Annotated in this window: 12 protein-coding genes; 11 read left to right on the plus strand and 1 reads right to left on the minus strand. The window is 40.1% G+C overall.

Annotated elements, in window-relative coordinates; all coding sequences use genetic code 11:
* Positions 1 to 99 precede the first annotated feature (99 nt).
* The 11 genes from A0J48_RS12855 (at position 100) to rimM (ending at position 12,032) form a co-directional block, all read left to right on the plus strand.
* Complete coding sequence (locus A0J48_RS12855) at positions 100 to 816, plus strand: NnrU family protein (RefSeq protein ID WP_200323618.1); 717 nt, start codon at positions 100 to 102, stop codon at positions 814 to 816.
* Positions 817 to 1,439: 623 nt separating this feature from the next.
* Positions 1,440 to 1,826, plus strand: coding sequence for a thioredoxin family protein (locus A0J48_RS12860; RefSeq protein ID WP_200323619.1), 387 nt, complete (start codon positions 1,440 to 1,442; stop codon positions 1,824 to 1,826).
* A 357-nt stretch (positions 1,827 to 2,183) separates the two neighbouring features.
* Positions 2,184 to 4,271: an NAD(P)H-quinone oxidoreductase subunit 5 gene (locus tag A0J48_RS12865; RefSeq protein ID WP_200323620.1), complete on the plus strand. Its 2,088-nt coding sequence runs from the start codon at positions 2,184 to 2,186 to the stop codon at positions 4,269 to 4,271.
* A gap of 213 nt (positions 4,272 to 4,484) precedes the next feature.
* Entirely contained in the window at positions 4,485 to 5,816 is a 1,332-nt protein-coding gene (locus tag A0J48_RS12870; RefSeq protein ID WP_200323621.1) for a serine/threonine-protein kinase, read from the plus strand.
* Positions 5,817 to 6,102: 286 nt separating this feature from the next.
* On the plus strand, positions 6,103 to 6,390 hold the full coding sequence (locus A0J48_RS12875) for a DUF4258 domain-containing protein (protein WP_200323622.1): 288 nt from the start codon (positions 6,103 to 6,105) through the stop codon (positions 6,388 to 6,390).
* Positions 6,390 to 6,614 (plus strand): type II toxin-antitoxin system MqsA family antitoxin, encoded by a 225-nt coding sequence (locus tag A0J48_RS12880; RefSeq protein ID WP_168491989.1) that lies wholly within the window; start codon positions 6,390 to 6,392, stop codon positions 6,612 to 6,614. Before A0J48_RS12875 ends, A0J48_RS12880 begins: the two co-directional genes overlap by 1 nt.
* 162 nt (positions 6,615 to 6,776) lie before the next feature.
* A complete protein-coding gene (locus A0J48_RS27600) occupies positions 6,777 to 6,998 on the plus strand; it encodes a DUF4351 domain-containing protein (protein ID WP_325078802.1) in 222 nt (73 codons plus the stop codon).
* Positions 6,999 to 7,352: 354 nt separating this feature from the next.
* Positions 7,353 to 7,508 carry a hypothetical protein gene (locus A0J48_RS12890; RefSeq protein ID WP_200323624.1) on the plus strand — a complete coding sequence of 52 codons (156 nt, stop codon included), beginning with the start codon at positions 7,353 to 7,355 and terminating at the stop codon, positions 7,506 to 7,508.
* A gap of 471 nt (positions 7,509 to 7,979) precedes the next feature.
* Entirely contained in the window at positions 7,980 to 9,554 is a 1,575-nt protein-coding gene (gene ndhD1 / locus A0J48_RS12895) for a photosynthetic/respiratory NAD(P)H-quinone oxidoreductase subunit D1 (RefSeq protein WP_200323625.1), read from the plus strand.
* A 431-nt stretch (positions 9,555 to 9,985) separates the two neighbouring features.
* Entirely contained in the window at positions 9,986 to 11,269 is a 1,284-nt protein-coding gene (locus tag A0J48_RS12900) for a valine--pyruvate transaminase (RefSeq protein ID WP_200323669.1), read from the plus strand.
* Between the two features lie 94 nt (positions 11,270 to 11,363).
* Positions 11,364 to 12,032 carry a ribosome maturation factor RimM gene (gene rimM / locus A0J48_RS12905; RefSeq protein ID WP_200323627.1) on the plus strand — a complete coding sequence of 223 codons (669 nt, stop codon included), beginning with the start codon at positions 11,364 to 11,366 and terminating at the stop codon, positions 12,030 to 12,032.
* A gap of 39 nt (positions 12,033 to 12,071) precedes the next feature.
* Here rimM and A0J48_RS12910 read toward each other — a convergent pair whose 3' ends face one another.
* A complete protein-coding gene (locus A0J48_RS12910) occupies positions 12,072 to 12,878 on the minus strand; it encodes a Uma2 family endonuclease (RefSeq protein WP_200323629.1) in 807 nt (268 codons plus the stop codon).
* Positions 12,879 to 12,997 lie beyond the last annotated feature (119 nt).

The following is a 12,997-nucleotide window of genomic DNA, read 5'->3' on the forward strand; positions in this document are numbered from 1 at the left end:
ACCCCACACCCCACACCCCACACCCTGTCTTTGGTCAAGATGCTTACCAATAGTAGCTTCTTTCATTTTGAATTTTAATTTTTGAATTGGGTTGTGTTTATGATGCCGAATCCTTGGTTCACCACCAGTCATTTTGTGATGCTGGGGTTACAATTAGCTTTTGCGATCGCCCACAGCGGAGGCGCTGCTTTGCGTCCTTGGGCAGAAAAATACATAGGACCAAGGCTTTATCGCATTTTGTTTGCATTAGTCAGCCTACCCTTAGCAGTGATATTAATTACTTACTTTTTTAATCACCGTTATGATGGCTGGCAACTTTGGCAAGTGCAGGGCATACCGGGTGTAAAAGCAGTAGTTTGGGTATTATCAGCGATTTCGTTTTTGTTTTTATATCCTGCTACCTTCAATCTACTAGAAATTGCTGCTATTCAAAAGCCCCAAGTCCATCTCTACGAGACAGGAATTATTCGTATTACTCGGCATCCGCAGATGGTAGGACAAGTAATTTGGTGTATTGCCCATACTCTGTGGCTGGGTACTACCTTTACCCTTGTCACATCCATAGGTTTGGTGTTACATCATTTATTCGGCGTTTGGCATGGCGATCGCCGTTTGACAAACCGTTATGGTGAAGCCTTTGTTGCAGTCAAACAGCGCACGTCAATCATTCCCTTTCTAGCAATTCTGGATGGCCGTCAATCTCTCCAATGGCAAGAATTTGTTCGTCCTGCTTACCTGGGAGTTGGTATTTTTGTAATTCTGCTTTGGTGGTTACACCCCCTATTAATCGTAGCCACTAGCAGGTTAGCATGGTAGTTTTGAGTGATCCCTGACATAAACAGAAAATACTAATTGCATCAAAATTTCCTCTGCTCAATTACCACCATATCAATGTTAAGATAGACTCAAATATTTCAGTAAGCATTAATTAAAAGTAAGAAATTTCCTATTAATTACTTACTTTTGTTCATATTGACTCAGATCATACTTCTGGTCTAAAATATCAGTCATGAGAGAGTAAACCCAAGCAACCTTGAGCAAAGAACAAGCTAAAAATCGCAGAGTTAAAACCTAGAGACTTTTTGGTTTTACATAGTTTGATGTCTTTGCCGCAGGGTATGAAAGCTAAAGCTTTGGCACAAATGCCTCAGCAATTTTTAGTCTTGATGGTTTTACTCCCCGAATTAAGAAAGTATTAGCTATGACGCTCATCTTTCGCTTTGACATTGCTTCCATACTCTCAAGGAAGCGTCAATCACAATTTACAAGCAAATAAAATTGGAATAGCAGGAAGGCGCAGTCAGAAGTTGAGCATAAAAAGCCACCATGAAAATTATTGCGCTGGCTTTTTTGTCAGTCAAATCATAACAGACTCACTTGCCAATCCCTGCTACTGGTAGTTAACTTTGATATAAAAACCTTATAATTCAAGAGGCGTCATGGTGTTGTCGGTCAGTGAACGGACATTTACTCAAGAAGTTTTAGAATCTTCAATTCCTGTTTTGGTTAATTTTGAAGCTCCTTGGTGTGGCTTGTGTCGAATCATCCACCCACTGTTACTACAATTTCAAAGTCAATGTAGCGATGAAATCAAACTTGTGAGGGTTAACGCCGACCAAAACTTCAAACTATCTACCACTTATAGACTGAAGTCATTACCAACTTTACTGCTGATTGAAAAAGGTATAGTCCGGCAACGCCTAGAAGGATTTCGTAGTAGAGACGACTTACGCATGGCATTAGAAGAAATAAAACTTAGCTACAGCAGTAGTCATAAAATTTACAATTCCCAAAAAACAGCCGACTTGGAGTGCCGTCCGGTGTAATTGGAGGCAGGAGGCAATTTAGTACCGACTGCTGAGTAGAAATTTTCTCCTATGCGCCTCTGCTGGCCATCACTCCCAACCCTCAATCCTACTTACCCAATTCTAAAACCATGCTTAATACCCCTCCCGAATCTAATTGGGTGGGGTATTTTATAATCAATCAGGCCGACATCACCGACATGATTGTATTTGGTATTTGTTCAAATAGAATGAAGCTGATTTGGTTTATCCTGATTGATCCAATAAAATTATAGCTGTCACAATTATTAATAGTTCCGACCTGGACAGTTGCTTGTGGAAAAACTCAATACAGCACTGTCCTAAATTTGTCAAGAATTCTAAAAGTAGGCATCAGTGATGGAAGTAATCTATCAGTATGCCTGGCTGATTCCAGTATTACCCCTTTTAGGAGCAATGCTGGTCGGGCTAGGGCTAATCTCGATCAATCAGGTGACGAACCGCCTGCGACAGCTTAACGCTGTGGTCATTATCTCCCTCATGGGAGCAGCTATGGGGCTGTCGATGGCCTTGTTGTGGAGTCAATTTCAAGGACATGAGCCTTATCTCCGTACCTTGGAATGGGCAGCAGCAGGGAATTTTCATCTGACGATGGGCTACACAATTGACCACCTCACAGCCCTGATGTTGGTGATTGTCACAACGGTAGCCTTTTTGGTGATGATTTACACTGATGGCTATATGGCGCATGACCCCGGTTACGTGCGGTTTTACGCCTATCTCAGCTTGTTTGGCTCTTCAATGTTAGGGTTGGTGGTCAGTCCCAACCTGGTACAAATTTATATCTTCTGGGAATTGGTAGGGATGTGTTCCTACCTCCTAGTTGGCTTTTGGTACGATCGCAAAGCAGCCGCAGATGCTTGTCAAAAGGCATTTGTCACTAACCGCGTGGGCGACTTTGGTCTATTACTGGGTATTTTGGGGTTATTTTGGGCTACAGGCAGCTTTGATTTTATGATCATGGGCGATCGCCTAGCTGAACTGGTAGAAACCGGTTCTGTGAGCAATTTCCTCGCCATCCTGTTAGCGATTTTAGTTTTCCTCGGTCCAGTTGCCAAATCTGCCCAATTTCCCCTTCACGTCTGGCTACCAGATGCGATGGAAGGTCCTACACCGATTTCTGCCCTCATCCACGCGGCAACAATGGTGGCAGCAGGTGTCTTCCTAATTGCGCGGATGTACCCAGTATTTGAACACGTCCCCGCCGCAATGAACGTGATTGCTTTCACTGGGGCATTTACAGCATTTTTGGGCGCGACTATCGCTATTACCCAAAACGACATCAAAAAAGGTTTGGCTTACTCCACCATTTCCCAACTCGGTTACATGGTGATGGCGATGGGAGTAGGCGCTTACAGTGCGGGATTATTCCACCTGATGACCCACGCCTATTTTAAGGCGATGCTATTCCTGGGTTCAGGTTCGGTAATTCACGGTATGGAAGGCGTAGTTGGTCATGATGCTGTATTAGCGCAGGATATGCGTTTAATGGGTGGGCTGCGGAAATATATGCCCGCCACTGGTATCACCTTCTTAATTGGTTGCTTGGCAATTTCCGGGATTCCTCCTTTTGCTGGTTTCTGGTCAAAAGATGAAATTCTCGGTGCGGCTTTTGCAGCTAACCCCCTGCTGTGGTTCATTGGTTGGGTAACAGCCGGAATTACTGCTTTCTATATGTTTAGAATGTATTTCTCGACATTTGAAGGCAAATTCCGGGGTAATGACGAAAAAATCAAAACCCAACTCAAAAATGCTGCGGCGGCGGCTGCTGAAAAACTAGGTGCTGCGGAACTAGCGCCTAACTTTGGCCCTGGGGCGATGAAAAAAGGCGAACTGGATAGTCACTCTCACGACTCCCACGGACACCACAGCAGTTCTCCTCACGAGTCTCCTTGGACGATGACTCTACCATTGTTGGTGTTGGCTGTACCTTCGATGTTAATTGGTTTGATAGGTACTCCCTACGCTAATTATTTTGAGCAGTTTATCTTTTCTCCTAATGAAAACTTAGCTGAAGTAATGGAAAAAGCTGCGGAATTTGACCCCCATGAGTTTTACATCATGGCGGGTAGTTCTATTGCTATTTCTGTTGTGGGTATTACTTTGGCGGTGCTGATGTATTTAGCCCGGAAAATTGACCCCGCTGCGATCGCATCTAAAATCAAACCATTGTATGAATTATCGTTGAACAAATGGTATTTTGACGATATTTATCACCGTGTGTTTGTGCTTGGTTTGCGTCGTGTGGCCAGACAAGTTATGGAAGTTGATTTCCGCGTTGTTGACGGTGCGGTTAATCTGACTGGTTTCTTTACTCTTGTTAGCGGTGAAGGTCTGAAATACCTGGAAAGCGGTCGGGTTCAATTCTATGCCTTGATCGTTTTTGGGGCTGTTTTGGGCTTGGTGATCGTTTTTGGTGTTACCTGATTTTAATGGGGGCGGTTTGTCCGCCCCTGGATTATTTTTTAACGAACCGCAGAGGCGCAGAGGACGCAGAGTTATTGAACTACGAAGATACGAAGGAAGCGAAGGGAAGAGGGGAAGAGGAAGAAAGAAAGATATTTTTGAATGTGGTTTTTTTGAGTTAAGATTTTTATGTAAGGTATAAAATAATTTATTTTCAATTTATTTTCATCTACTATGTGGACTCCCAATCAAGTTATTAATGACGGGAAGTATATTATTCAAGGTGTTTTGGGTGAGGGTGGTTTTGGAATTACCTATAGTGCAATAGAAAAAAGTACGGGTGAGTTAGTTGCTATTAAAACTTTGAATAGGAAGCGACAAAGGGCTAAGGATTTTCCTAAGCAGCAAGAAAGATTTGTGAATGAGGCTTTAAATCTCCGTGCTTTTTCTCATCCCCACATTGTCAAAGTCTATAAGATGATTCAGGAAGATGGACTTTGGGGTATGGTGATGGAATTTATTGATGGTGTAGATTTGAATGATTATGTTGATGAATATGGGCAATTATCGGAAGATGATGCACTTTTATATATTGACCAAATCGGACAAGCTTTAGAATATATTCATCAACAAGATGGGATGATTCACAGGGATATTAAACCCCATAATATTATTTTACGTCGTGGTAAGAAAGAAGCGGTTTTAGTTGATTTTGGTTTAGCTTGTAATATTGATAAATTCACAACTAGGGATGGACGTACCCCTAGTTATGCACCACCAGAACAATATAATCCAGGTGACAAGTTAGGTTTTTATACAGATGTTTATGCTTTAGCTGCAACTTTATATTATTTATTAACTGTTGATGGTTTAAAAGAAAAGGATGAATATATACAACCATCTGTTGTTCGCAAGTTGGGACATGTAGAGTTACCACCACCACAATATTATAATTCTCACATTAGCAAGAGAGTTAATAATGCAATTATGAAGGGGATGGAATTGGAAATAGAAAACCGTCCTCAGACTGTGGGAGAGTTTAGGGAATTATTGGGTTTAGTTAATCAAAAAAAAGAAGATGTAGAGTTGAAATCAGCAGTAGGGATGGATTATACAAAACTGCGTGATTTTCTTGCAGCGGGAATGTGGAAATATGCTGATGAGGAAACAAAAAGAGTCATGTTATTGGTTGCAGAAAGGGAAGAAAAGGGTTGGTTAGATAATGAAAGTGTTGATAAATTTCCCTGTGAAGACCTCCGCACCATTGACCAGTTATGGGTAAAATACAGTAATGGTAAATTTGGTTTTTCTGTTCAAAAGCGCATTTATCAAAGTCTGGGGGGAACAAGAGACGATAACAGGGAAGTCTGGAAGAAGTTTGGGGAAGAGGTAGGATGGAGGAAAGGAGGAGAGTGGCTGTACTGTGATGAGATGATTTTTGATGCAACTGCACCAAAAGGCCACCTACCAAATGGAGGTGATGAAGAAATAAAAATAAGACTTAGTATGGAATATGGGATAGATCGTTTCTCTTTGTGGTCTCTTCTCTCACGTCCAGACTTATAACCTGTAACATATAACTGTCTGAATCAGGATAACCAGGATTAGAGGATGTACAGGATGAGAATAAAAATTGATATTCTTCCCACTCTAACATTAACTATCTTCTTCTCTTCTTCCTTCGTGTCCTTCGTGTCTTCGTGGTTCATTCATCTTCTAGCATCTGCGTCTATCTGCGTTCATCTGCGTTCAATAATTATTGATATATCAAACATCCTGTAAATCCTTTAATCCTGGACATCCTGATTCAGACAAAAATAAGTTATCATTAATTAAGATTAAAAAATAATTGATGTATTGTCAAAATATCAACTTCTCCCGTCATGCTATCCAGCAAATGTTTTATCGTCGCATCAGTAAAAAAGAAGTAGAAACCGTAATAGCTTATGGACAAATAATAGAAGAAAATCCTGATGATACACCATACCCCAGTTATTTAATATTAGATTTTGTAGAAGGTAAACCGATTCATGTTGTATTTTCCTACGATGAAGCTACAGACACAGGATATGTAGTAACAGCTTATATCCCTGATGCTAATATTTGGTTAGATGGTTTTACAACTAGGAGACAAAGATAATGAAATGCGTAATTTGTAAACATGGAGAAACCAAACCCGGTTTAGTCACCGTCACCTTAGAAAGAGATGAATGTATTATTGTCTTAAAAAAAGTTCCCGCAGAAATTTGTGATAACTGTGGTGAATATTATTTAAGTGATGCAGTTACCGAACAAGTTTTAGAAAAAGCAGAATTAGCAATTACTAAAGGAGCAGAATTAGAAATTATTAGATATGCAGCTTAAATTTCCTCCTTTGCGCGAAATGATTATAGACTTTATGAACGAAGTTTACAGGAAAAAGACATCCGTAACCTTTACCGCTTTATAGACTGGGTAATGTTATTACCAAAACCATTAGAAAGGGAATTGTGGGAAGATTTTAAAGCGTTTGAACAGGAGATCACTATGACTTATGTTACCACCGGTGAACGCATTGGTTATGAAAAAGGTGAGCAAAATTTAGTTCTGAAACAACTTAAAAAACGATTTGGAGAAATTTCAGAAGATATCCAGCGAGCAATTACTGAATTATCTATTGATCAGTTAGAATCTTTGGGAGAATCTTTATTAGATTTTACTGCTGTTGATGATTTAATCAACTGGTTGCAACAAAATCAGGAGCAATAAATAATAGTTAGGACTTACGCACTGTACAAACTTCAGATGATATGTATGAACAAAATCGCCTATTTTTAGGCTTTTGGAATAGCATATTAGGGCGGTGCGTCAGATAGGAGAAAATCTGTTAGATGCTCAATTATCGGGTCTGACGCACCCTACAAGAGATACAATTCATAATCTATATTTGAATTTGATAGATTTTGTCAATGCTTCAGTCCTATAGTGTTGAGGTAGATGATTAATGTTTTTCTGCATTTCATTCTACCCAACCCACCAGGATTGTAGATAAAAAGCTGACATAATCTAATTTCCTTTTAAACTTTACCAGTTTATTCTACTAAAAATAACTCAATCAAAATTATGAACAATATTAAATCTGAACAGTCAGATATCACAGATAACAAAATGCTCCCAGAATACAATTTTACAGGTGGTGTACGTGGAAAACATTACCAAGCTGATCGTCGAGGATATACTGTAACAATTCATCAAGCTGATGGCACAAACCTTGTATAACATTTAACTCTAGAAAAATATCATCTTGTAAATCCTTAAATCCTGTACGTTATCTCGACTTCGCTCGATAACCACCTGATTCTGATAAATTTGCCATTTAATGTCGTACAGATGCCATAATTGCTCAATTTGAGCCAATTGGCGGGCGGTTTACCTGCCAGATGCACAACAAGAAGAAAGTAGAACGACGGGAAAAAACCAAAGTATGTAAAGAAAAGTAAATTAACCTAAAAACCTCTTCTCTCTTGCCTTTTGCCTCCGGTTGGTGAGCGAAGTCGAACCACTGCCTCTTGCCTTGTTATAACGACAATTTTTAACGCCTACCTACTTAGTCTAATGGTGCATCTGGGAGGGTGGGGTATTGCCAATTTAATTAAATCAACCTAACAATGAAGGCAAAACTGCCAAAAAGCTGTTAGTTATTAACTGTGACTTTTTGCCAAACATGATTTTAATTGCTGACTGATTGTGATGAATATAGCTAATTTTCCGTGGTTGACGACGATTATTTTGTTCCCAATAGCCGCGTCACTACTAATTCCCATCATCCCAGATAAAGATGGCAAAACAGTGCGCTGGTATTCCCTGATTGTCGGGCTGATAGATTTCGCGCTGATTGTTTACGCTTTTTATACTGGTTACGATTTTTCTAATCCCGATTTGCAACTGGTGGAGAGTTACCCCTGGGTTCCGCAGTTGGGTTTAAACTGGTCAGTGGGCGCTGATGGCTTGTCTATGCCCCTGATTTTGCTGACTGGTTTCATTACCACTCTGGCAGTTTTAGCAGCTTGGCCTGTCACGCTGAAGCCGAAATTATTTTATTTCTTGATTTTGGCCATGTATGGCGGTCAGATTGCGGTGTTCGCTGTCCAGGATATGCTGTTATTTTTCCTGGTGTGGGAATTGGAACTTGTACCCATCTACTTCCTATTGTCGATTTGGGGTGGTAAAAAGCGACAATATGCAGCGACGAAGTTTATTTTATATACTGCGGGTGGTTCGCTGTTTATTTTGTTGTCTGCCCTGACAATGGGATTTTATGGTGATACAGTTACCTTTGATATGCGATCGCTCGCATTAAAAGATTTTGGACTAAATTTACAACTTTTACTGTACGCTGGTTTCCTGATTGCCTACGCTGTCAAGTTGCCTATTATTCCTCTGCATACCTGGCTACCAGATGCCCACGGTGAAGCTACAGCACCTGTGCATATGTTACTAGCAGGTATTTTGTTGAAAATGGGTGGTTATGCTTTAATTCGCATGAATGCCCAAATGTTGCCTGATGCCCATGCTTATGTTGCACCTGCGCTGGTGGTTTTGGGGGTAGTAAATATCATCTACGCTGCTTTAACGTCCTTTGCCCAAAGGAACTTAAAACGGAAAATTGCCTACTCTTCTATTTCCCACATGGGCTTTGTTCTCATTGGTATTGCCTCCTTCACTGATTTGGGGTTAAGCGGGGCAATGTTACAAATGGTTTCTCACGGATTAATTGGGGCTAGTTTGTTCTTTTTAGTCGGTGCAACTTATGACCGCACACACACCCTGATGTTAGATGAAATGGGTGGTGTTGGTAAGCGGATGAAGAAAATTTTTGCTATGTTTACCGCTTGTTCAATGGCTTCTTTAGCACTGCCAGGGATGAGTGGTTTTGTAGCAGAATTAATGGTATTTGTGGGCTTTGCTACCAGCGATGCTTATAACCCCACCTTTAAAGTCATCGTGGTATTTTTGATGGCAGTTGGTGTAATTTTGACTCCAATTTATCTGTTGTCAATGTTGCGAGAAATTTTCTATGGTCAAGAAAACGAAGAGTTAGTTTCTCACCAAGCTTTGATTGATGCTGAACCCCGCGAAGTCTTTATCATTGCTTGTTTGTTGATACCAATTATCGGAATTGGTTTTTATCCCAAGTTGCTAACACAAATGTACGACGCTACAACAGTACAACTAACAGCAAGATTGCGTGATTCTGTCCCAACTTTGACAGCAGACAAAGCAGTGGAAACTGTTTCTTTGAGTGCGCCAACAATTGGAAATTAATTCCTGATGATAATTACAACTTACGAGTTGTGTTGAGGGTAGGTTGAATACCTGCCCTTTTTTCATCTCTGAAACTTGCAGTTTGATGTCATTATTCATTGTTGTGAATTGTCAATATTTCTATTTGATTTTGGAAATTCAAACTAACACCAATTTGAAAAATGAATGTGACAGATGATGAGGTAGAACACAAATGCAGCAGGTGATTCCCAATCCAAAATCTAAAATCCAAAATCCAAAATGGTATAAGCTGGGCAATATCCATACAAATAAGGTTACAAAAAATTGGTATAAGATTGTTCAAATTACCTTGATTTTGTTACAATCTCATTCACTGGTTTAAGTTTAGATAAAAGCGTCAGATTTTTTGCTGCCGCAATCATCCAGTAATGTATCCACTTTTGATCTTAATTTAGTCTGTAACAAACATGATGAAACCTGCCCTTACGAAAATTGGCGCTCAAATGTCTAACTTAACTGGCGTAAGAGCGATTATGAAAGATATTAATGAAACTCTGAGAGCTAATCAGGGGCAGGAATTATATAATTTAAGTGCCGGCAACCCGTTGATTTTACCAGAGGTAGAGCAGTTATGGCGGGATTGCACCGCAGATTTATTAGCTAGTGCAGAGTATGGTGAAGTTGTTTGTCGCTACGGTTCTTCCCAGGGTTATGCACCTTTTATTGAGGTTATTGTTAAGGATTTTAACCAGCGTTATGGGTTAAATTTAACAGAACGAAATATTTTAGTTACTGCTGGTAGTCAAACTATCTACTTTTACGCGGCTAATGCTTACGGTGGATATACTGATGATGGAGATTTAAAACAAATTGTTCTGCCTTTAAGTCCCGATTACACTGGTTATGGTGGGGTTGGTTTATGCCCAGAAGCCTTAATTGCTTATAAACCAACTCTTGATATTGATCAGGCAAATCACCGTTTTAAATATCGTCCTGATTTTAGCCAACTTTCAATTACACAAGCAACCGGCTGTGTGATTTTTTCCCGTCCTTGCAACCCCACAGGTAACGTTTTAACTAATGAGGAAGTTGAGAAAATCGCGGCTTTAGCTGCACCATTTAATGTACCTGTGTTGATAGACTCGGCTTATGCACCTCCTTTCCCGGCATTGAATTTTACGGATATGAAACCTGTATTTGGTGAGAATATTCTGCATTGTATGAGTTTATCAAAGGCAGGATTACCAGGGGAAAGAATTGGTATTGCTATAGGTGATGAAAAGCTGTTGCAACCTTTAGAGTGTTTCCAAACGAATGCGGGAATTCATTCTTCTAGGTATGGTCAAGCGATCGCTGCTCGTGCGATAGAATCAGGGGCATTAGCGGATATTGCAGAAAGTGTGATTAGACCTTTTTATCAGCAAAAGTTTGATGTATTAGAAAGCACGCTAGAAGCAGCAATGCCTAAGAATATACCTTGGTTTTTGCATCGTGGTGAAGGGGCAATTTTTGGGTGGTTATGGTTGCAGGATTTACCTATGACTGATTGGGAATTTTACCAGGAATTGAAGAAAGTGGGTGTGATTGTTGTTCCTGGTAGTAGTTTCTTCCCTGGTTTAAAAGAGGAGTGGGAACACAAGCATCAATGTCTGCGTATCAGTTTGACTGGTAGTGATGAGGAAATTACTATCGGTATGCAACGTTTAGCTAAGGTGGCTGAACAGGTTTATCAATGTGCATCTGTGAGTGTGTAAGAAGGTAGGAGGCAGAAGGCAGAAGGCAGGAGGCAGGAGGCAGAAGGCAGAAGGTAAGAAGCAGGAGGTAAAAGGTAGGAGGTAAGAGGGTTTAATGAACCACGAAGACACGAAGAATACGAAGAAGAAGCAAGAGAAGAGAAGGAAGGGAAAGGGGGAGAGAAGTATAAAATCTTCCCCAGTCCCCAGTCCCCAGTCCCCAGTCCCCAATCTTGATGATTGGTTGGAAATTGGTAAAATTGTCGCACCTCAAGGTTTAAATGGGGAGTTGCGGGTTTATCAGAATACTGATTTTCCTGAACGGTTTGAGGAGGCGGGTACTCGGTGGTTATTGCGACCTGGGGAGATGGCACCGCAACCGATAGAGTTATTAAATGGGCGGTATCTTGAGGGGAAGAATCTATATGTGATTAAATTAAAGGGGGTGAGCGATCGCACTGCTGCGGAAAATATGCGAGATTGTCGGTTGTTTGTGCCGATAAGCGATCGCCCTCAATTGGAAGAAGGGGAATTTCATGTTATAGATTTGATCGGGTTGCCTGTTTTTATGCAAGAATCTGGGGAGTTAATAGGAACAGTTGTGGATTTATTACCTTCTGGTCATGATTTATTAGAGGTGAAATTTGATGCTAATTTTGCTGAAGATAAAGCCGGAAAAACTGTTTTAATTCCTTTTGTGATGGAAATTGTTCCTGTTGTTGATTTAGAAAATCGTCGAGTGGAAATTACTCCTCCTCCTGGTTTGTTGTCAATTAATGATTAGAAATTTTTGTAGGGGTTTAGCAATGCTAAACCTTTACTCTTATAAATCCTCAATTTCATCAGGATTAATACCCAACTGACGCAGTTTTTCAGCTAATATTTCTGCTTTTCTTTTCGCTGTATTAGCTTCCTGTTCAGCAATAATAACTCGTTCTTTTGCCGCAGTCGCTTCTTCCGTCGGTTCAGGAATTAATTCACCTTCTAAAGTAAACCACCTTAACCACAACTGAGAAACTCCACGAAATGAACCTTCCCACAGTCCTAAACTTAATCTTAATTCTGGCATGGGTAAAAGATTTGCCGTTAAATTTATCGGTTCATAATGACCACCAACTAAATTAAATGCCCGGAGTTCATTGGTATAACGACTAAATACAATATAATAAGGAATCCGCAAAATACGTTCATAAACTTCCCATTTTGTCGGTGGTTTATCTTTTTCAGTTTCTTTATTCCCTAAATCCTCATCCTCTGTACCAGGAGATAATAATTCAACCACTACAAAAGGATTTACTTTTTCTTGCCAAGTGACATAACTTAAACGTAAATCTCTACCTTGAAATAACCTAGAAACTCCCACCACACCAAACCAATCAGGACGTTTATACCATAAAGGATGTTCTAGATCATAATAAAGATTCAAATCAGCAGCACTATAAACCAGTTCTGAAGGCCAGTTTATTGGTTGAAATGTTAGGTATAACAGTAAAGGTTGTAAAAAATGAAATTCGTCTGGCAAGCCTTTTTCCTCTGGATTTTCACTAGGTAAATCATACATTGTGGGTAAGTTTTCCCAAGGGGGAAGGGGTGGTTCTGATTGTAAAATCTGGGGAGGGGAGAAAGTCATAAATAGATTCAATAAATTTCGCTTCCTTAAATTCTATTTTAACGGTTATTTTGATACATAAACAACAAAATCCCCCACTCCTTTAAGAAATCGGGGATATATTTTTATGATCTAGGTTT

The organism is Sphaerospermopsis aphanizomenoides BCCUSP55 (genome assembly GCF_001586785.1).
Taxonomy (GTDB): domain Bacteria; phylum Cyanobacteriota; class Cyanobacteriia; order Cyanobacteriales; family Nostocaceae; genus Sphaerospermopsis_A; species Sphaerospermopsis_A aphanizomenoides_A.

Bases quoted from the DNA above. Each gene is read 5' to 3' on its own strand.
- ndhD1 (WP_200323625.1), top strand. From the start codon at position 7,980: ATGAATATAGCTAATTTTCCGTGGTTGACGACGATTATTTTGTTCCCA.
- A0J48_RS12900 (WP_200323669.1), top strand. From the start codon at position 9,986: ATGAAACCTGCCCTTACGAAAATTGGCGCTCAAATGTCTAACTTAACT.
- A0J48_RS27600 (WP_325078802.1), top strand. From the start codon at position 6,777: ATGACTTATGTTACCACCGGTGAACGCATTGGTTATGAAAAAGGTGAG.
- A0J48_RS12870 (WP_200323621.1), top strand. From the start codon at position 4,485: ATGTGGACTCCCAATCAAGTTATTAATGACGGGAAGTATATTATTCAA.
- A0J48_RS12855 (WP_200323618.1), top strand. From the start codon at position 100: ATGATGCCGAATCCTTGGTTCACCACCAGTCATTTTGTGATGCTGGGG.
- A0J48_RS12910 (WP_200323629.1), bottom strand. From the start codon at position 12,878: ATGACTTTCTCCCCTCCCCAGATTTTACAATCAGAACCACCCCTTCCC.
- A0J48_RS12860 (WP_200323619.1), top strand. From the start codon at position 1,440: ATGGTGTTGTCGGTCAGTGAACGGACATTTACTCAAGAAGTTTTAGAA.
- A0J48_RS12875 (WP_200323622.1), top strand. From the start codon at position 6,103: ATGTATTGTCAAAATATCAACTTCTCCCGTCATGCTATCCAGCAAATG.
- rimM (WP_200323627.1), top strand. From the start codon at position 11,364: ATGAACCACGAAGACACGAAGAATACGAAGAAGAAGCAAGAGAAGAGA.
- A0J48_RS12890 (WP_200323624.1), top strand. From the start codon at position 7,353: ATGAACAATATTAAATCTGAACAGTCAGATATCACAGATAACAAAATG.
- A0J48_RS12865 (WP_200323620.1), top strand. From the start codon at position 2,184: ATGGAAGTAATCTATCAGTATGCCTGGCTGATTCCAGTATTACCCCTT.
- A0J48_RS12880 (WP_168491989.1), top strand. From the start codon at position 6,390: ATGAAATGCGTAATTTGTAAACATGGAGAAACCAAACCCGGTTTAGTC.